The sequence below is a fragment of the Variovorax ginsengisoli genome, assembly GCF_030811835.1.
GTDB lineage: Bacteria > Pseudomonadota > Gammaproteobacteria > Burkholderiales > Burkholderiaceae_C > Variovorax > Variovorax ginsengisoli_C.
On the sequence record NZ_JAUSRO010000006.1, the window covers coordinates 344,937 to 363,024 of the forward strand.

Consider the following 18,088-nt stretch of genomic DNA (forward strand, 5'->3'; position numbering starts at 1 on the left):
GCGCACCCGATGACGGTGCGAGCAAACTCAGGCAGGGAGGGAATTCATGAAACTGTTGTCCTTGTTCGGGCTGGATGCGCGCATCCGCCGTGTCAAGATCGCCATCGGCGAAGGTGGCATTGCAGCCGAAGACCGTGTGCAACTGCTGCGCATGGCGTGGGAAGAGGAAAAGCAGCGGCTCAAGCTGATGCTGGTCCTGGTGATTGCGGTGTTGGGCCTCGCCACCGTCGCAGTGGCCCTGCTGTCTGTTGCCGTGGTCGTGCATTACTGGGAAACACCATACCGCATCACGGCGGCATGGACCGTGGCGGGTGTATGGATTGCATTGTGGGCGGCTTGCGCGCTGGCGCTGTTCCAACTGCTGCGCCGTCCGAGCCGCGCGTTCGATCCCTTGCGCGAGCAACTGGGCCAGGATTGGGCCTGGGCGCAGGATCAGTTCCACCTCGGCAAGCAGGGCGATGACGAGGGCGACGCGGCGCCTGATGAAGGTGCGCCAAGGGCCGCACGTCCTGTCACCCGTGACGAACTGCTGGCGCGCATCGCAACGCAGCGACAGCGGATTGCGGTACTGCAGACACCAGCGCCCCGGGGTCCGGCGGAAGATATTCCAGCGGACGAGCCGCTCAGCGCAGCGGCCTGGCGCACGGCCCGTACGCATCCTGTCGCCTCGGGTGTCGCAGCCGCTGCCGTGGTGGCGGTGCTCGGTCCGCGCCGGCTGCTGCGCTGGGCTGCCTTTGCCGCTCCCTTGCTCTGGCGCATGCGCTGAGGCAGGCCAGTCGCCCGCGTCGGGCGGCTGGCTTCAGCGCCTGGCGTTGCGTAACGCCAGTGCGGCTTCACGGACGATGGCCGGGCCCTTGTAGATCAGGCCGGTGTAGATCTGCACCACATCAGCGCCCGCAGCGATCTTCGCTTGGGCATCGTTACCACTGAGAATGCCGCCTGTGCCGATGATCGGAAAAGCCGGACCGAGCGCAGCGCGCAGCTGAGCGATCACGCGGTTGCTGGCCTCCAGCACCGGGGCGCCCGACAGTCCGCCGGCTTCCTCGGCATGCGGCAAACCTGCGACCGCGTCGCGCGACAGCGTCGTGTTGGTCGCAATCACGCCGTCCATGCGGTGCCGCTGCAGCGTGGCGGCGATCACGGCCACTTGGGCAGCGTCGAGGTCGGGCGCGATCTTCACGAACAGCGGCACGCGCTTGCCATGCCGGGCCACCAGGGCCTCTCTGCGTTCGGCCACGGCACCGAGCAACGCATCGAGCGCCTCGTCGCTTTGCAGCGAGCGCAGGTTGGCCGTATTCGGACTGGAGATGTTGACCGTCACGTAATCGGCGTGGGCATACACGCCGTCCAGGCACAGCAGGTAGTCGTCGACCGCGCGCTCGATCGGCGTGGCAGCGTTCTTGCCGATGTTCAGGCCCAGCAGCATCGGTGCCTTGCCGGAACTGGCCGCAGAACGAAAGCGCGCGCGTTTCACATTGGCGACGAAGGCAGCCAGACCTTCGTTGTTGAAGCCCAGGCGATTGATCAACGCCTCGCGTGCGGGCAGGCGGAAGATGCGCGGACGCGCGTTGCCCGGTTGCGCCTTGGGCGTGACCGTACCCACTTCGACGAAGCCGAAGCCCATGGCCGCGAAGGCGTCGATACAGCGCGCGTTCTTGTCCAGGCCTGCGGCCAGGCCAACACGGTTGGGAAACTGCAGGCCCGCGAGCGTGACCGGATCGTCGACGCGTGGCGCCGCGTACAGGCAGGCCAGCGGCGTGTTCTGCGTGCGGGCGAGCGCACCGAGCGTGACCTCATGGGCATGCTCTGCATCGAGGCCAAATAAAAAGGGACGGGCAAGGCCGTAGAGGGACGAGGGCAGCGGCATGGGCATCGGATAATTCCGGACTTCGAACGAACAGAGCCAAGGATTCTCGCGCATGACCACTCCCGCATTCACCCAGGACGAACTCAAGGCGCAAGTCGGACGCGCCGCACTGGACTACGTGGTCAAGGGCGCCATCGTCGGTGTCGGCACCGGTTCGACCGTGAACAAGTTCATCGAGGCGCTCGCCACCATCAAGAACGACATCCGCGGCGCGGTGTCCAGTTCGGTGGCTTCGACCGAGCGCCTGCTGGCGCTGGGCATCGAGGTCTTCGACAGCAACGAGGTCGAGGAGCTGGCTGTTTACATCGACGGGGCCGACGAGATCGACGGCCACGGCTTCATGATCAAGGGCGGCGGAGCGGCGCTCACGCGCGAAAAGATCATCGCGGCCCAGTCGCGCAGCTTCGTCTGCATTGCCGATGCGTCCAAGCGCGTGAAGACCCTGGGTGCCTTCCCCCTCCCGGTGGAGGTGATCCCGATGGCGGCGCAGCGCGTGATGCGCCAGTTCGCACGCATGGGCGGCATGGCCCAGGTCCGTGAGCGCGACGGTGTGGCACTGGTCACCGACAACGGCCAGCACATCGTCGACGTGACGGGGCTGAAGATCACCGACCCGCTGGGCTTTGAGTCCGAAGTGAGCCAGTGGCCCGGTGTGGTGACGGTGGGCGTGTTCGCGCACCAGCGTGCGAACGTGTGCCTGTTGGGCACACCCACCGGCGTCGAAACGCTTCGCTTCGACTGAGGCGACACCGCTGCGGACCGCTGCCGCAGCGGATGCCGCCGACTGCGCCCACGCGCGTCAGGCAGCGACCGGCTCGCCCATGCCCTGGTGGCGCAGCAGCGCGTCGAGCTGCGGTTCGCGGCCGCGGAAGGCCTTGAAGGATTCCATCGCGCTGCGGCTGCCGCCCGCCTCCAGGATCGCCTGGCGGTACCTGCGGCCGGTCTCGATGCTCGGCTCGCCGTTGAGGCCTGCCGTTTCCTCGAATGCGGCGTAGGCGTCCGCACTCAGCACTTCGGCCCACTTGTAGCTGTAGTAGCCCGCCGCATACCCGCCCGAGAAGATATGGCTGAAGGTGTTGGGCGTGCGGCTGAAAGGTGGCGAAGGCATCACGGCGAATTCCTTGCGCACCTGGCCGAGCAGTGCCATCACTGCGCCAGGCTGCGCATTGGCGGCCTGGTACTCGGTGTGAAGCAGCATGTCGAAGAGCGAGAACTCGATCTGGCGCAGCGTCTGCAGGCCGCTCTGGAAGTTCTTGGCCGCCGTCATCTTGTCGAACAGGGCACGCGGCAGGGGCTCGCCCGTGGCGACGTGCGCCGTCATGTTCTGCAGCACGTCCCATTCCCAGCAGAAGTTCTCCATGAACTGGCTGGGCAATTCGACCGCGTCCCATTCGACGCCGCTGATGCCCGACACGTCGCGCTCGTCGATCTGCGTGAGCATGTGGTGCAACCCATGGCCGAATTCGTGGAACAGCGTGGTCACGTCGTCGTGGGTGAGCAGTGGCGGGTTGCCGTCGACGCCTTCGGCGAAGTTGCACACCAGTTGGGCGATCGGGGTCTGCAGGGTGCCGGTGTCCGGGCGCAGCCAGCGTGCACGCACATCGTCCATCCAGGCGCCGCCGCGCTTGGCCGCACGCGCGGACGGGTCCAGATAGAACTGGCCGACCTTCTGGCCGCCACGTTCGATGCGGTAGAACTCGACGCTCGGGTGCCACACCGGCGCGCTGTCGCGGCGAATGGCCACTTCGAACAGCGTCTCGACGATCTTGAACAGCCCGGCCATCACCTTGGGCGCCGGGAAGTACTGCTTGACCTCCTGTTCGCTGAAGGCGTAGCGCGCTTCCTTGAGCTTCTCCCCGACGAAGGTCCAGTCCCAGGGTTGTGGATCCAGCAGGCCCAGTTCGGACGCCGCGAAGGCGCGCAGGTCGGCCAGGTCGCGTTCGCCGTAGGGCTTGGCCTTGGTGCCGAGGTCGCGCAGGAACTTGATGACCTGTTCGGGTGTGTCGGCCATCTTCGGCACGACCGAGAGTTCGCCGAAGTTGCGGTAGCCCAGCAGTTTGGCCTCTTCTTCACGCAGTGCGAGGATCTCGCTGATGAGCGACGTGTTGTCGAAGGCCGGATTGCCGAACTCGCTGGCACGGGTGGCGTAGGCGCGGTACAGCGTTTCGCGCAGCGCGCTGCTCTTGGCGAATTGCATCACCGGCAGGTAGCAGGGCATCTTCAGCGTGAGCTTGTAGCCAGTCTTGCCTTCGGCCTCGGCAGCAGCGCGGGCTGCGCTCACCACATCGGCGGGCACGCCTTCGAGCGCGTTGAGCTCGGCGTAATGGGCAAAGGCGTCGGTCGCGTCCAGTGCGTTCTCGCTGAACTTCTGGCTCAATTCAGCCTGGCGTTCCTGGATGGCGGCAAAGCGCTCCTTGGCAGCGCCTTGCAGCTCGGCGCCTCCCAACACGAAGTTGCGCACCGCATTCTTGTGGGCCTGGCGCTGCTCGGCATTGAGGGTCGACGCGTCGATGGCCTTGTACTTGGCGTACAGGCGTTCATCCGAACCCAGGCGCGTCCAGAAGGCGGTCACCCGTGGCATGGCCTCGTTGTAAGCGGCGCGCAACTCGGGCGTGTCGGCGACGGCATTCAGGTGACCCACCGCACCCCAGGCGCGGCTGAAGCGCTCGGACGCCACGTCCAGCACCCGCGAGATCGCCAGCCAGTCGGCCGGAAAGTCGGGCGCGGTCACAGTCTGCAGTGCCGCATCGGCCTCGGCCAGCAGCAGATCGACCGCGGGGGCAACGTGCTCGGGTCGGATCTGGTCGAAGAGCGGGAGGTCGGTGAAGTCGAGGAGCGGATTGGTCATGGAGGGCATCTGGCGACGTGCGCCGCAAGTTCAAGTCAGAGGGGGGTGCGTTCAGCAGCTTCGAGGGTGTTGACGAGCAGCATGGTGATGGTCATCGGGCCGACGCCGCCGGGCACGGGAGTAATCCATCCGGCGACTTCACGGACACCGGCAAAGTCGACATCGCCGCAGAGCTTGCCTTCGTCGTTGCGGTTCATGCCCACGTCGATGACGACGGCGCCGGGCTTGACCATGTCGGCGGTGAGCACATTGCGCTTGCCGACGGCTGCGACGATCACGTCAGCCTGCCGCGTCATGGCGCCCAGGTCAGGGGTGGCGCTGTGGCAGATGGTGACTGTCGCGTTCTTGGCCAGCAGCATCAGCGCCATCGGCTTGCCGACGATGTTGCTGCGACCGATGACCACCGCATGCTTGCCGCGCAGGTCGTAGCCGATCGACTCGATCATCTTCATGCAGCCGTAGGGCGTGCAAGGCCAGAAGCCCGACGCGCCGGTCATGAGGGCGCCTGCGCTGGCGACGTGGAAGCCGTCGACGTCCTTTTCGGGCGCGATGGCTTCAATGACTTTCTGCGCATCGATGTGGGCTGGCAGCGGCAGCTGCACCAGGATGCCGTGGATGGACGGGTCGTTGTTGAGCGCGTCGACGCGCGCGAGCAAGTCGGCCTCGCTCAGTTCGGCGGGATACTTTTCCAGAACCGAATGCAGGCCGTTGTCTTCGCAGGCCTTGACCTTGTTGCGCACGTAAACCTGGCTGGCCGCGTTGTCACCGACCAGGACCACGGCCAGACCGGGTGTCACGCCACGGGCCTTGAGCGCCGCAGCGCGGGTGGCAACGTCGGCACGAAGCGTGCGGGAGAGGGCGTTGCCGTCGATCAGTTGTGCAGTCATCGGGTTCTGATTTTCCAAGTAAAAACGCCCGCTTGCGCAGGCGTGGAGAACGGTTGTGCCTATCGCGGCGATAGCGCTCAGGGCGTCTTGACCGGCGCTTGCGCCTGTCCGAGCGCGATCTTCAGCAGATCGGCCACGGTGTTCGCATTGAGCTTTTCCATGATGTTGGCGCGGTGCGCCTCCACCGTCTTGATGCTGATGCCCAGGTCGTCGGCAATCTGCTTGTTCAGGCGGCCGGCGACGATGCGTTCGAGCACCTGGGCCTCGCGGCCCGTCAGCTTGGACAGCAACGCGTCGCGGCTGGCCGATTGCTGGTGCTGCGTGAAGGTCCCTCGTGCATGTTCGAGCATGCGCTCGACCAGGCTCACCAGGTCGTCTTCCACGAAGGGCTTCTGGATGAAGTCCATTGCACCTTTTTTCATGCTGTCGACGGCCATCGGCACGTCGCCGTGGCCGGTGATGACCACGATCGGGAGTGGGGATTTGCGCTCGATCAGGCGATCCTGCAATTCCAGCCCGGTCATGCCGCCCATGCGGATGTCGACGATCAGGCACGCGACTTCGCGCGGATCGTAGCGCGACAGAAAGGATTCTGCGGAGTCGAAGCATCGAACCCGGTAGTCCTTGCCTTCCAGCAGCCATTGAAGCGAATCTCGTACGGCTTCGTCATCGTCGACGACATAGACCGTGCCCTTCTTCGGAATCAAACTCATGCGGGTACCTTTGCCTCGTCGTTTGCTACGGAACTGATAGCGTCCATCACCGGAATCCAGAAGGAAAAACGGCATCCGACCACGTCCGAACCATTGTAGATGTTCTCAGCCTGCATGCGACCGCGATGCGACTCCACAATCGTGCGGCAAAGGTTCAACCCAATGCCCATGCCTTCGGGCTTGGTAGAGAAAAAGGCTTCATAAAGCCGGTCCATGACCTCGGGCGCCAGGCCCATGCCGGTATCCTGCACCGAGAATTCCACGGCCTTGTGGCCTTCGATCACCTTGGGCAGCACGCGCAGCTCGACGCTGCGGCGCGCCAGCGGGCGTTCGGCCAGGTCGATCGACTCGGCCGCATTCTTCAGCAGGTTGACCAGCACCTGCTCGATGAGGATCGGGTCGACCAGCACGATCGGCAGCCGTGCCGCCACATAGTGGTTGAGACGCACGTTGCGCCGACGCAGCTCGATGCCCGCGAGTTCCACCGCTTCGCTCACCATCAGCGCCACGTCCGATGGCGTGCGGTTGGGCTCGCTGCGCTTCACGAACGAGCGGATGCGCTGGATGATCTGGCCCGCGCGCTGGGCCTGCTTGGACGTCTTCTCCAGCGCGGCGAGCAGCGTTTCCGAATCGATCTGTTGGCCCTTGATGCGCGACATCATGCCGTTGCAGTAGTTGCTGATGGCCGTCAGCGGCTGGTTGAGTTCGTGCGCCACGCTCGACGCCATTTCGCCCATCGTGATCAGCCGGCTGGCCGACTGCGCACGGTCGGCCTGCGCAGCCGCCTGTTCTTCGGCATCGCGGCGCGGGGTGATGTCGGTGGCGATCACCAGCTGCGCCAGGCGGCCGTCGACCCAGGTCAGGTAGCGTGAACGCACTTCGAGCCACTTGCCGAGCTCGGGCACGAAAATCTCGTTGTTGGCGGGTTGCGCAGTGGTGAGGGTGTCGATCGGCAGGCCGGCGAACGGGTCGACGTCGTCGAGCTCCTCGTCGTGCGCGGCCGATGCCGGCACACCGGCCTGCGCGACCATGCCCAGATGGCCGACGGTGTTGGAGCCGAACCAGAGCCGGTAGAGCTTGTTGGCAAACAGCAGTTCCTCGCTGCCGATGGGTGCCACCGACACCGCCGCGTCGAGCGCTTCGAGCACCGTCGTGAAGCGCTCGTACGAGGCAGACAGCTGTTCGCGGATGCGCGTGGGCTCGGTGATGTCGGTCATCGAGGTCATCCAGCCGGTCTGGTGGCCGCGCGCATCGATCAGCGGCGAGACGTAGAGCCGCGCATTGAAGATGGTCCCGTTCTTGCGCTTGACGCGCACCTGGAACCCGCCGGGCAGGGCGCGGCCATGCAGCTCCTCTTCGAGGCGCTCGTTCATCACCTCGCGGTCGGATTCGAGCCAGTAGGGGAAAGGGGGTTTCTGGCCGACCAGCTCTTCCTCCGACCAACCGGTCATCGCGCAGAACGCGGCGTTCACGTAGGTGATGTGGCCCTGGAGGTCGAGCACCCGCATGCCGGTGAGCATCGAGTTTTCCATGGCGCGGCGAAAGTTGGTCTCGGCGATCAGCGCTTGCTGGGCCTGCAGGCGCTTGCGCGTGTGGCGCCAGGTGCCGATCAGCATCCAGCTCGTGAGCACGCTCAGCGCGCCCACCAGCCAGAAAAGTCCATTGCCCACCACGCCCTGCGACGTGCGATAGGCCTGCGCCCGCAGCACGAGTGCATTGCCCACGGGCGACACCGGCACCTCATACTCATTGGTGGTCTCGCTCCAGGGCAGCAGCCGCGTGACCGTCTCGCGGGGATTGGCTACCGTGTTGCCCGCGATCAGGCCGCCCTTGGCGTCGAGCAGCGAGAGTGCATAGCGGGCCGACACCTCCGCCGGCATGCCATAGCGCAGCAGCCCGTCGACCGAAAATTCGCCCATCACCACGCCAGCGAACAGGCCTTGGTCGAACAGCGGGATATGCAACTGGAGCATCGAAGGCGGGTCGCTGCCCGCAACCGGTTGCGAGAACACGGGCTGGCGCAGCTCGCGGGCCAGGGCATAGCTGCTTTCGATGTCGCCGGGGCGCAGCACCTCGCCGACGACGTGCTGCAACGCCGGGTGCACGCTGGGCCCCGCATAGCTTGCCTTGAAGCGACGCCGGTCGTCGATCCAGCTGATGGCCTGCAGTTCCGGGAACTGGCTGACCAGCGACTCGGCCCGGCTGGTGAATTCGGCGGCATCGATCTCTCGGTTGGAGGCATCGCGTGCAATGCGCATGAGCTGTTCCTGGCGCTCGAGCAGGCGCAGGCGCACGCGTTGCTGCGCGTATTCGACGTCGCGCTTGACCGATTCCTGCTCGCGCTCGACCTCCTCGACACGCAGGTACCAGAAGGCCGAGACGATGGCTGCCAGGAACAGCAGGACGGCTGCCATGGGGGCGAGCATGGCGACCGCGTCCTGCAGCACCGGGGTCTGGCCACGCCACCAGCGGCGCCACCACGACAGAGGTGATGCGTTTGCCGCACTCCGTGCGGACGCGATCTTAGAGAAGAAGGGCATGGCGCCAAGTTTAGGGGAAGCCCCCTGTCCGCACGCCCAATAGCAGGTCATATTGGGTCGTCAGCAACTCTGTCGACCGACATCACCATGGCGCATTCGTCTTTTGATATTTCATAATAAGAAAAGCATGCGCACCATTTGAAATCATGTGGTTTCTGTGCGAAACTCCCGCGCGCTGGCCTCTGCAGCAATCCTTTTCCGTCACACCCCTATCCAGGAGACAAGCATGTCGGCAAATCCCGAGAACACTTTTGGCTCGGCCGCGAACGACGCGGATGCGCAAGAAACACGTGAATGGATGGACGCGCTGTCCGCCGTCATCGAGAGCGAGGGCCCCGAGCGCGCGCACTTCCTCCTCGAACAGCTGCTCGAGCACGCCCGCCAGAACAGCATCGACAAGCCCTTCTCGGCCAACACCGCCTACGTCAACTCGATCGAAGTCGACCAGGAAGAGCGTTCGCCCGGCAATCTGGCGATCGAAGAGCGCCTGCGCTCGTACATGCGCTGGAACGCCATGGCCATGGTGGTCAAGGCCAACCGCCTGCATCCGCCCGAAGGCGGGGACCTCGGCGGCCACATCGGCTCCTTCGCCTCGCTGGCCAGCATGTTCGGCGCCGGCTTCAACCATTTCTGGCACGCCGAGAGCGAGAACCATGGGGGTGACTGCCTCTACATCCAGGGGCACGTGTCGCCCGGTATCTACGCACGGGCCTACCTCGAAGGCCGCCTGACCGAAGAGCAGTTGCTCAACTTCCGCCAGGAAGTCGACGGCAAGGGCCTCTCGAGCTACCCGCATCCCAAGCTGATGCCCGCGTTCTGGCAATTCCCCACGGTGTCGATGGGCCTTGGCCCGCTGATGGCGATCTACCAGGCGCGCTTCCTGAAGTATCTGCATGCCCGGGGCATCGCGAACACCGAGAACCGCAAGGTCTGGGTGTTCTGTGGCGACGGCGAAATGGACGAGGTCGAATCGCTCGGCGCCATCGGCCTGGCCGCGCGCGAGAAGCTCGACAACCTGATCTTCGTGATCAACTGCAACCTGCAGCGTCTGGACGGCCCGGTGCGCGGCAACGGCAAGATCATCCAGGAACTCGAAGGCGAGTTCCGTGGTGCCGGCTGGAACGTGCTCAAGCTGATCTGGGGCTCGGGCTGGGACCCGCTGCTCGCGCGCGACAAGGACGGTGCGCTGCGCAAGATCATGATGGAGTGCAACGACGGCGACTACCAGTCGTTCAAGGCCAACGATGGCGCCTATGTGCGCAAGAACTTCTTCGGCCGCGATCCGCGCACGCTCGAGATGGTCTCCAAGATGAGCGACGACGACATCTGGCAGCTGCGCCGTGGCGGCCATGATTCGCAGAAGGTCTATGCGGCCTTCGACGCGGCCGTCAAGCACGAGGGCCAGCCGACCGTGCTCCTGATCAAGACGGTCAAGGGCTTTGGCATGGGCAAGATCGGCGAGGGCAAGAACAACGTCCACCAGACCAAGAAACTGGCCGACGAGGACATCAAGGCCTTCCGCGACCGTTTCAACATCCCGATCCCGGACAGCCAGATCGCGGACATCCCTTTCTACAAGCCGGCCGACGACACGCCGGAAATGAAGTATCTGCACGAGCGCCGCAAGGCCCTGGGCGGCTACCTGCCGCACCGCCGCGTGAAGGCCGACGAGAGCTTCACCGTGCCGGCACTGGAAACCTTCAAGGCCGTGCTGGAGCCGACCGCCGAAGGCCGCGAGATCTCGACGACGCAGGCCTACGTGCGCTTCCTCACGCAACTGCTGCGCGACCAGGCACTGGGCCCGCGCGTCGTGCCGATCCTGGTCGACGAGGCGCGCACTTTCGGCATGGAAGGCCTGTTCCGCCAGATCGGTATCTACAACCCCGCAGGTCAGCAGTACACCCCGGTCGACAAGGACCAGGTCATGTACTACAAGGAAGACAAGGCCGGACAGATCCTGCAGGAAGGCATCAACGAGGCCGGCGGCATGTCGAGCTGGATCGCAGCCGCCACGTCGTACAGCACGAACAACCGCATCATGGTGCCGTTCTACGTGTACTACTCGATGTTCGGCTTCCAGCGCATCGGCGACCTGGCCTGGGCGGCCGGCGACATGCAGGCGCGCGGCTTCCTGCTGGGTGGCACGTCGGGGCGCACCACGCTCAACGGCGAAGGCCTGCAGCATGAGGACGGCCACAGCCACATCCTGGCCAACACCATCCCGAACTGCGTGAGCTACGACCCGACCTTCGCGCACGAGGTCGGCGTGATCCTGCACCACGGCTTGAAGCGCATGGTCGAAAAGCAGGAAAACGTCTACTACTACCTGACGCTGCTCAACGAGAACTACGCGATGCCTGGCCTGCAACCGGGCACGGAAGAGCAGATCCTCAAGGGCATGTACCTGTGCAAGCAGGCGCCTGTGATCGCGCCCGCCAAGGGCAAGGATGCCGAGGAGGTGCCCACGGTGCAGTTGCTGGGCAGCGGCACGATCCTGCGCGAATCGTTCTTCGCGCAGGAACTTCTGGAGAAGGACTGGGGCGTGAGCGCGGCCGTGTGGAGCTGCCCGAGCTTCAACGAGCTCACGCGCGATGGTCAGGACGCCGACCGCTGGAACCTGTTGCATCCGACCGAAGAACAACGCGTGTCCTTCGTCGGGCAGCAGCTCGCTGCGAGCAGTGGCCCGGTGGTGGCATCGACCGACTACATGAAGGCGTTTGCCGAGCAGATCCGTCCGTACGTGCCCAAGGGCCGCAACTACAAGGTGCTGGGCACCGACGGCTTTGGCCGCAGCGACTTCCGCAGCAAGCTGCGCGAGCACTTCGAGATCAACCGGCACTTCATCGTGGTGTCGGCGCTCAAGGCGCTGGCTGAGGATGGCACCATCCCCGCATCCAAGGTCGCCGAGGCCATCAAGAAGTACGGCATCAACGCCGAGAAGATCAACCCGCTCTACGCATAACCGACGCGCCTGGCGCGGGAGACAGACATATGGCAACAGTGGATATCAAGGTGCCGGACATTGGCGACTTCGACGAGGTCGCGGTCATCGAGGTGCTGGTGAAGGTGGGCGACACGGTCAAGGCCGAGCAGTCGCTGATCACGGTGGAGTCGGACAAGGCGTCGATGGAGATTCCGTCGAGCCAGGCCGGCGTGGTCAAGGAGATCAAGGTCGCGGTGGGCGGCAAGGTCAAGGAAGGTTCGGTCGTGCTGGTGCTCGAGGCCGACGGTGCACAGGCGCCTGCGCCCGCAGCTGCCCCTGCGCCGGCCGCAGCGTCACCGGCTGCCGCTGCGGCAACGCCGGCCCCTGCTGCACCCGCCCCTGCACCGGCCGCAGCAAGCGGCCCGGTCGAGGTCAAGGTGCCCGACATCGGCGACTTCAAGGACGTTTCGGTCATCGAGGTGCTGGTGAAGGTGGGTGACACGGTCAAGGCCGAGCAGTCGCTGATCACGGTGGAGTCGGACAAGGCGTCGATGGAGATTCCGTCGTCGGCGGCTGGCGTCGTGAAGGAACTCCGGGTGAAGGTGGGCGATGTCGTGAACATCGGCGACCTGGTGGCGATGCTGGAAGGCACGTCGGCCGCTGCACCCGCCGCCGCAACCGCGCCTGCTGCAGCCGCTTCGGCACCTGCCTCGGCGACCGCGTCTGCGCCGACGCCAGCTGCTGCATCGCCATCGCCTGCAGCAACGACCGCCGCTGCCGCGCCTGCGCACAACCCCACCGTAGCGCCGACCGGCAAGCTGCCACACGCGTCGCCGTCGATCCGCAAGTTCGCACGCGAACTCGGCGTTCCGCTCGACGAGATCAAGGGTTCAGGCCTGAAGGGCCGCATCACGCAGGAAGACATCCACGCCTTCACCAAGGCCGTGATGAGCGGCGCTGCCAGCACCAAGGCTGCCGCGGCGAAGGCTCCGGTGGGTGGTGGCAGTGCCGACGGCGCGGCGCTCGGTCTGATTCCGTGGCCCAAGGTCGACTTCGCGAAGTTTGGCACGGTCGAGCGCAAGGACCTGTCGCGCATCAAGAAGATCAGCGGCGCGAACCTGCACCGCAACTGGGTGATGATCCCTCACGTCACCAACAACGACGAAGCGGACATCACCGAGCTCGAAGCCTTCCGCGTGGCGACCAACAAGGAGAACGAGAAGAGCGGCGTGAAGGTCACGATGCTGGCCTTCGTGATCAAGGCCGTGGTCTCGGCGCTGAAGAAATTTCCCGAGTTCAATACCAGCCTGGACGGTGACACGCTGGTCTACAAGCAGTACTACAACGTCGGCTTCGCAGCGGACACGCCCAACGGGCTGGTGGTGCCGGTGCTCAAGGATGCCGACAAGAAGGGCATCCTGCAGATCAGCCAGGAGATGGGCGAGCTCGCCAAGAAGGCGCGCGACGGCAAGCTCGGCTCGGCCGACATGCAGGGCGGCTGCATGTCGATCAGTTCGCTCGGCGGCATTGGTGGCACGCATTTCACGCCCATCATCAACGCGCCCGAAGTGGCCATCCTCGGCCTGTCCAAGGGCCAGATGAAGCCGGTGTGGGATGGCAAGCAGTTCGTGCCGCGCCTGACGCTGCCGCTGTCGCTGTCCTATGACCACCGCGTGATCGATGGCGCCTCCGCAGCACGCTTCAACGCGTACCTCGGCCAGGTCCTTGCTGACTTCCGCCGCGTGCTGCTCTGAGAAGGAACCGAACATGAGTGAACAACAGATCAAGGTTCCGGACATCGGTGACTTCGACGAGGTCGCGGTGATCGAGGTGCTCGTGAAGGTGGGTGACACGGTCAAGGCCGAGCAATCGCTGATCACGGTGGAGTCGGACAAGGCGTCGATGGAGATTCCTTCGTCGGCGGCCGGTGTGATCAAGTCGGTGGCCGTGAAGGTGGGCGACAAGGTCAAGCAGGGTTCGGTCGTGGTGACGCTGGAGGCGGCGGAAGGTGCCGCCACGGCATCGGCGCCCGCGGCAGCTCCTGCGGCGCCCGCGCCCCAGGCCGCCCCGGCGGCGGCTGCGCCCCAGGCGACCGCACCCGCACCCGCTGCGGCTTCCAGCTACGGCGGCAGCGTCGACATCGAATGCGACGTGCTCGTGCTCGGCGCCGGCCCTGGCGGCTATTCGGCGGCGTTCCGTGCAGCCGACCTCGGCCTGAAGGTCGTGCTGGTCGAGCGTTATGCCACGCTGGGCGGCGTCTGCCTGAACGTCGGCTGCATCCCTTCGAAGGCGCTGCTGCATGTCGCTTCGGTGATGGACGAGGTCAAGCACTTCGCCGATCTGGGGGTCGACTTCGGCACGCCCACTGTCGACCGCGCCAAGCTGCTTGGCCACAAGAACAAGGTCGTGGGCAAGCTCACGGGCGGCCTCACGGCCATGGCCAAGATGCGCAAGGTCACGACCGTGCGTGGCCTGGGCGAGTTCGTCGACCCGTACCACCTCAAGGCGCAGGAAACCTCGGGCACCGGCAGCGCGACGACCGACAAGGCGCAGACCATCAAGTTCCGCAACTGCATCATCGCTGCCGGCTCGCAGGCGGTGCATCTGCCCTTCATGCCCAAGGGCGATCCGCGCGTGGTCGATTCGACCGGCGCGCTGGAAATGGGCATCGACCCCAAGCGCATGCTGATCCTCGGCGGCGGCATCATCGGCCTGGAGATGGGCTCAGTGTATTCGTCGCTCGGCGCGCGCCTCGACGTGGTCGAGATGATGGACGGCCTGATGCAGGGCGCCGACCGCGACCTGGTGAAGGTCTGGCAGAAGATGAACGCGCCGCGCTTCGACAACATCATGTTGAAGACCAAGACGGTGGGTGCCGAGGCGACCAAGGAGGGCATCAAGGTCATGTTCGAAGGCGAGAACGCCCCCAAGGAGCCTCAACTGTACGACCTGGTCCTCCAGGCCGTCGGCCGCACCCCCAACGGCAAGAAGATCGGTGCCGAGAAGGCGGGCGTGGCCGTGACCGACCGCGGCTTCATCAACGTCGACATCCAGATGCGCACCAACGTGCCCCACATCTTCGCGATTGGCGACATCGTTGGCCAGCCGATGCTGGCGCACAAGGCGGTGCACGAGGCGCACGTGGCGGCCGAAGTGATCGCCGGCGAGCAGAAGGGCGACAAGGAACTGGCCAGCGCGGCCTTCAATGCCCGCGTGATCCCAAGCGTGGCCTACACCGACCCTGAAGTGGCCTGGGTCGGCCTGACCGAAGACCAGGCGAAGGCCGAAGGCATCAAGGTGAAGAAGGGGCATTTCCCTTGGAGCGCGTCTGGCCGCGCCATTGCCAACGGTCGCGACGAAGGCTTCACCAAGCTGCTGTTCGACGCCGAGACGCACCGCATCCTGGGCGGTGGCATCGTCGGCACCCATGCGGGCGACATGCTGGGCGAGATCGCCCTGGCCATCGAGATGGGCGCCGACGAGATCGATATCGGCAAGACCATCCATCCGCATCCGACGCTGGGCGAGAGCATCGGCATGGCGGCAGAAGTCGCGCACGGTACCTGTACCGACCTGCCACCGGTCAAGCGCTGAGCTTCGCGGCGCGCACGCGCAAAAAAACCCGCCTCGGCGGGTTTTTCATGTCTGCCCGCAGATCGGGCCTGCAAGCGGATGGTCAGTTGTGGGCTCAGTCGCCCGACGTTGCCTTGATCACAGGCGCTTCCATCGACTGCACGCGGCGCGCGCCATCGAATCGGCGCTGCCAATAGCTGCCGTTCATGTCTTCCACGCGGACATTGGCGCCCGAGCGTGGCGCGTGGATGAATTTGCCTTCGCCCACGTAGATGCCGACATGGCTGAATGCGCGGCGCATCGTATTGAAAAACACCAGATCGCCTGGCTTGAGTTCGCTGCGATCGATCTTTTCGGTGGCGGCGGCCTGTTCTTCGGCACGGCGGGGAAGGAGTTGTCCCACCGTCTGGTTGTACATCGCGCGAACAAAGCCGCTGCAGTCGAAGCCTGTTTCGGCGGTATTGCCACCACGGCGGTAAGGAACGCCCAGAAAGCCGATGGCGGTCACGACCAGATCGGACGTGCGGTCGACCACGTTGCGGCCGACCTGCTGGAAGTGGCCGACCAAACCGCGCTCGGCCAGAATGCGGTCCACCTCGCTCGAACTGTCTGGCTGTTGCTGAGGCGCTGCATGGGCAGCGAAGGCGATCAGGAGGCAGGCAGGTAGGGCAAGAAAACGCATGGTCCGTAGGATAGGGATGACACCGGTCGTTGTCAATTGAATGGGGTGCCTAAATTATGAACGTAACCCATTGTCAACATTGGAGATTTGGAAGATGTGTTGATTCTAAATTGTAACGGTAGGGTCTCTCGGTGCCTCGATTGGGCCATGAGAGTCCGTAGCGCCTTGGGCAGAACAACGGCACACCGTACCGCTTGATGTTGAAATCCGACGGATGAAGCGTGCTGTATATGTTGGCGTGGCGGCTGTCTGGCTCGCGGCATTCATGCCGCTGTCCACCCTGGGTGCACCCCGCACCCAGCCAGTGGCCGCGGGCCTGGAAAACCCGTGGGGTCTCGCCTTCCTGCCGGATGGGCGTTATCTGGTGACCGAGCGGCCAGGCCGTTTGCGCGCCATTGCTGCTGATGGCAGGCTCGGCGAGCCTATTGCCGGACTGCCGGCCATTGCCACCGGCGGCCAGGGCGGCCTGCTGGATGTGCTGGCCGATTCCAGCTTCGCCAGCAATCGCACGTTCTATATCTGCTATTCGGAGCCCGAGGCACGCGGTTCTGCAAACAGCACGGCGCTGGCCCGCGCCCAGTTGTCGGCCGACGGTCTGCGCGCGGAGAACCTGCAGGTCATCTTCAGCCAGCGGCCCAAGGTGGCAAGCAGCAGCCACTTCGGCTGCCGCATCGTCGAGGCCCGGGACGGCACGCTGTTCCTGACGCTGGGCGATCGCTTCAGTCGCAAGGAAGACGCGCAGCGCCTCGACAATCATCTGGGCAAGGTGGTGCGCGTCGCCAAGGACGGCAGCATTCCCAGGGACAACCCGTTCGTTGGCCGCGCGGGCGCATTGCCCGAGATCTGGAGCTACGGCCACCGCAACGGCCAAGGAGCAGCGCTCGGCCCCGATGGCCAGGTGTGGATGCACGAGCACGGCCCGCAGGGTGGCGACGAGATCAACGTGCTGCAGGCGGGTGCGAACTATGGCTGGCCCACGGTCACCTACGGCGAGAACTACGGGGGCGGCAAGATCGGCGAAGGCCTGACGGCCAAGGACGGCATGGTGCAGCCCCTGCACTACTGGGTGCCGTCGATCGCGCCCTCCGGCATGGCGTTCCTGACCAGCGACCGGTACGGGGCCGCGTGGAAGGGCAATCTGTTCGTCGGCTCGCTGAAGTTCGGCTACCTCGACCGCATCGAACTCAAGGATGGCAAGGTGGCGGCGGAACACAGGCTCATCGACGGTCGCGCACGCATCCGCGATGTGCGTCAGGGTCCCGACGGCCTGCTCTACGTCCTGACCGACGAATCGAACGGCAAGCTGTTGCGACTGCTGCCCGACTGAGCGCGCATTCCGGGCTTTTTCAATGGTACGGTTGCGTGTTCGATGCGGCCGGTCGCGGTCGCAGTTCCTTACCGTGTTTCCCCTGTATTTGAAAAGAAGACCTTCGCCATGCTGCTCGACGCATCCCAATCCCAACTCGTGCTGGTGGACTACCAAGCCCGTCTGATGCCCGCCGTCTTTGAAGGCGAGGCGGCGGCGGCCAACGCGGTGCGATTGGGCAAATTCGCCCAGTGGGTCGACGTGCCCGTCTGGGGTACCGAGCAGAATCCGTCCAAGCTCGGCGAGAACCTGCCGGAAATCCGCGCACTCTGCAGCCGGACCCTCGCCAAGATGCATTTCAGCGGGGTGGAGGAGGGCCTGGGCGAATGGCTGCGTGTGCCGGCCAAGGCGCCGCAGGGCAACGCCCGCAGCCTGCCCAAGCACCTGCAGAAGCCCGCGGCCGCCGAGGAGCGCAACACCATCGTGATCGCGGGCTGCGAGGCCCACGTCTGCCTGCTGCAGACCGCGCTGGATCTGCTCGAGGACGAATTCGAGGTCTGGGTGGTCACCGACGCCTGCACGTCCCGCACCGAGCGCAACCGCGATGCCGCCTTTGACCGCCTGGCGGGTGCCGGTGCGGAGCTGGTGACGACCGAAATGGTTGGCTTCGAATGGCTGCGTACGGCCGAGCATCCGGCGTTCCATGACTTCCAGGCGCTGATTCGTTAAGTCGATTGCGCTGCGCAGCC

At 65.1% G+C, this 18,088-nt stretch carries 13 protein-coding genes; 7 read left to right on the forward strand and 6 right to left on the reverse strand.

Going from position 1 to position 18,088, the window contains the following annotated elements; genetic code table 11:
* Nucleotides 1-46 precede the first annotated feature (46 nt).
* Nucleotides 47-766, forward strand: coding sequence for a phage holin family protein (locus tag J2W36_RS11885; protein ID WP_307689921.1), 720 nt, complete (start codon nucleotides 47-49; stop codon nucleotides 764-766).
* Nucleotides 767-799: 33 nt separating this feature from the next.
* Here the strand turns inward: J2W36_RS11885 and J2W36_RS11890 are convergent, their stop codons facing one another.
* Nucleotides 800-1,873, reverse strand: coding sequence for a quinone-dependent dihydroorotate dehydrogenase (locus J2W36_RS11890; protein ID WP_307689922.1), 1,074 nt, complete (start codon nucleotides 1,871-1,873; stop codon nucleotides 800-802).
* A 46-nt stretch (nucleotides 1,874-1,919) separates the two neighbouring features.
* On the opposite strand from J2W36_RS11890, the gene rpiA reads away from it, so the two are divergent.
* Nucleotides 1,920-2,609, forward strand: coding sequence for a ribose-5-phosphate isomerase RpiA (rpiA, locus tag J2W36_RS11895; RefSeq protein ID WP_307689923.1), 690 nt, complete (start codon nucleotides 1,920-1,922; stop codon nucleotides 2,607-2,609).
* A 57-nt stretch (nucleotides 2,610-2,666) separates the two neighbouring features.
* Here rpiA and J2W36_RS11900 read toward each other — a convergent pair whose 3' ends face one another.
* The 4 genes from J2W36_RS11900 to J2W36_RS11915 all read right to left on the reverse strand — a co-directional run bounded on the left by J2W36_RS11900 (nucleotide 2,667) and on the right by J2W36_RS11915 (nucleotide 8,855).
* Nucleotides 2,667-4,724 carry a M3 family metallopeptidase gene (locus J2W36_RS11900; RefSeq protein ID WP_370869304.1) on the reverse strand — a complete coding sequence of 686 codons (2,058 nt, stop codon included), beginning with the start codon at nucleotides 4,722-4,724 and terminating at the stop codon, nucleotides 2,667-2,669.
* A 26-nt stretch (nucleotides 4,725-4,750) separates the two neighbouring features.
* The gene (gene folD, locus J2W36_RS11905) at nucleotides 4,751-5,602 is read right to left on the reverse strand and encodes a bifunctional methylenetetrahydrofolate dehydrogenase/methenyltetrahydrofolate cyclohydrolase FolD (RefSeq protein WP_307689925.1); all 852 of its coding nucleotides are present in this window, start codon (nucleotides 5,600-5,602) and stop codon (nucleotides 4,751-4,753) included.
* Between the two features lie 77 nt (nucleotides 5,603-5,679).
* A complete protein-coding gene (locus J2W36_RS11910; RefSeq protein WP_307689926.1) occupies nucleotides 5,680-6,315 on the reverse strand; it encodes a response regulator transcription factor in 636 nt (211 codons plus the stop codon).
* Nucleotides 6,312-8,855, reverse strand: a complete 2,544-nt coding sequence (locus tag J2W36_RS11915) for a PAS domain-containing sensor histidine kinase (RefSeq protein WP_307689927.1) — start codon at nucleotides 8,853-8,855, stop codon at nucleotides 6,312-6,314. Before J2W36_RS11915 ends, J2W36_RS11910 begins: the two co-directional genes overlap by 4 nt.
* 226 nt (nucleotides 8,856-9,081) lie before the next feature.
* On the opposite strand from J2W36_RS11915, the gene aceE reads away from it, so the two are divergent.
* The 3 genes from aceE to lpdA are packed head-to-tail and all read left to right on the forward strand — an operon-like array spanning nucleotide 9,082 to nucleotide 15,372.
* Nucleotides 9,082-11,817: a pyruvate dehydrogenase (acetyl-transferring), homodimeric type gene (aceE, locus tag J2W36_RS11920; RefSeq protein WP_307689928.1), complete on the forward strand. Its 2,736-nt coding sequence runs from the start codon at nucleotides 9,082-9,084 to the stop codon at nucleotides 11,815-11,817.
* A 29-nt stretch (nucleotides 11,818-11,846) separates the two neighbouring features.
* On the forward strand, nucleotides 11,847-13,532 hold the full coding sequence (aceF, locus tag J2W36_RS11925) for a dihydrolipoyllysine-residue acetyltransferase (RefSeq protein WP_307689929.1): 1,686 nt from the start codon (nucleotides 11,847-11,849) through the stop codon (nucleotides 13,530-13,532).
* A 13-nt stretch (nucleotides 13,533-13,545) separates the two neighbouring features.
* Nucleotides 13,546-15,372, forward strand: coding sequence for a dihydrolipoyl dehydrogenase (lpdA, locus tag J2W36_RS11930; RefSeq protein ID WP_307689930.1), 1,827 nt, complete (start codon nucleotides 13,546-13,548; stop codon nucleotides 15,370-15,372).
* Nucleotides 15,373-15,466: 94 nt separating this feature from the next.
* Here lpdA and J2W36_RS11935 read toward each other — a convergent pair whose 3' ends face one another.
* The gene (locus tag J2W36_RS11935) at nucleotides 15,467-16,033 is read right to left on the reverse strand and encodes a C40 family peptidase (RefSeq protein WP_307689931.1); all 567 of its coding nucleotides are present in this window, start codon (nucleotides 16,031-16,033) and stop codon (nucleotides 15,467-15,469) included.
* A gap of 265 nt (nucleotides 16,034-16,298) precedes the next feature.
* Here J2W36_RS11935 and J2W36_RS11940 point away from each other — a divergent pair, with 265 nt between their 5' ends.
* Both J2W36_RS11940 and J2W36_RS11945 read left to right on the forward strand, forming a co-directional pair.
* The gene (locus J2W36_RS11940) at nucleotides 16,299-17,360 is read left to right on the forward strand and encodes a PQQ-dependent sugar dehydrogenase (protein WP_307689960.1); all 1,062 of its coding nucleotides are present in this window, start codon (nucleotides 16,299-16,301) and stop codon (nucleotides 17,358-17,360) included.
* Between the two features lie 108 nt (nucleotides 17,361-17,468).
* Nucleotides 17,469-18,068, forward strand: a complete 600-nt coding sequence (locus J2W36_RS11945; protein WP_307689932.1) for an isochorismatase family protein — start codon at nucleotides 17,469-17,471, stop codon at nucleotides 18,066-18,068.
* Nucleotides 18,069-18,088: the final 20 nt, after the last annotated feature.

What these genes read in the sequence shown, in the direction of transcription:
- J2W36_RS11945 (WP_307689932.1), top strand. Translation starts at nt 17,469, where the DNA reads ATGCTGCTCGACGCATCCCAATCCCAACTCGTGCTGGTGGACTACCAA.
- aceF (WP_307689929.1), top strand. Translation starts at nt 11,847, where the DNA reads ATGGCAACAGTGGATATCAAGGTGCCGGACATTGGCGACTTCGACGAG.
- J2W36_RS11885 (WP_307689921.1), top strand. Translation starts at nt 47, where the DNA reads ATGAAACTGTTGTCCTTGTTCGGGCTGGATGCGCGCATCCGCCGTGTC.
- J2W36_RS11890 (WP_307689922.1), bottom strand. Translation starts at nt 1,873, where the DNA reads ATGCCCATGCCGCTGCCCTCGTCCCTCTACGGCCTTGCCCGTCCCTTT.
- lpdA (WP_307689930.1), top strand. Translation starts at nt 13,546, where the DNA reads ATGAGTGAACAACAGATCAAGGTTCCGGACATCGGTGACTTCGACGAG.
- rpiA (WP_307689923.1), top strand. Translation starts at nt 1,920, where the DNA reads ATGACCACTCCCGCATTCACCCAGGACGAACTCAAGGCGCAAGTCGGA.
- J2W36_RS11915 (WP_307689927.1), bottom strand. Translation starts at nt 8,855, where the DNA reads ATGCCCTTCTTCTCTAAGATCGCGTCCGCACGGAGTGCGGCAAACGCA.
- aceE (WP_307689928.1), top strand. Translation starts at nt 9,082, where the DNA reads ATGTCGGCAAATCCCGAGAACACTTTTGGCTCGGCCGCGAACGACGCG.
- J2W36_RS11900 (WP_370869304.1), bottom strand. Translation starts at nt 4,724, where the DNA reads ATGCCCTCCATGACCAATCCGCTCCTCGACTTCACCGACCTCCCGCTC.
- J2W36_RS11940 (WP_307689960.1), top strand. Translation starts at nt 16,299, where the DNA reads ATGCCGCTGTCCACCCTGGGTGCACCCCGCACCCAGCCAGTGGCCGCG.
- J2W36_RS11910 (WP_307689926.1), bottom strand. Translation starts at nt 6,315, where the DNA reads ATGAGTTTGATTCCGAAGAAGGGCACGGTCTATGTCGTCGACGATGAC.
- folD (WP_307689925.1), bottom strand. Translation starts at nt 5,602, where the DNA reads ATGACTGCACAACTGATCGACGGCAACGCCCTCTCCCGCACGCTTCGT.
- J2W36_RS11935 (WP_307689931.1), bottom strand. Translation starts at nt 16,033, where the DNA reads ATGCGTTTTCTTGCCCTACCTGCCTGCCTCCTGATCGCCTTCGCTGCC.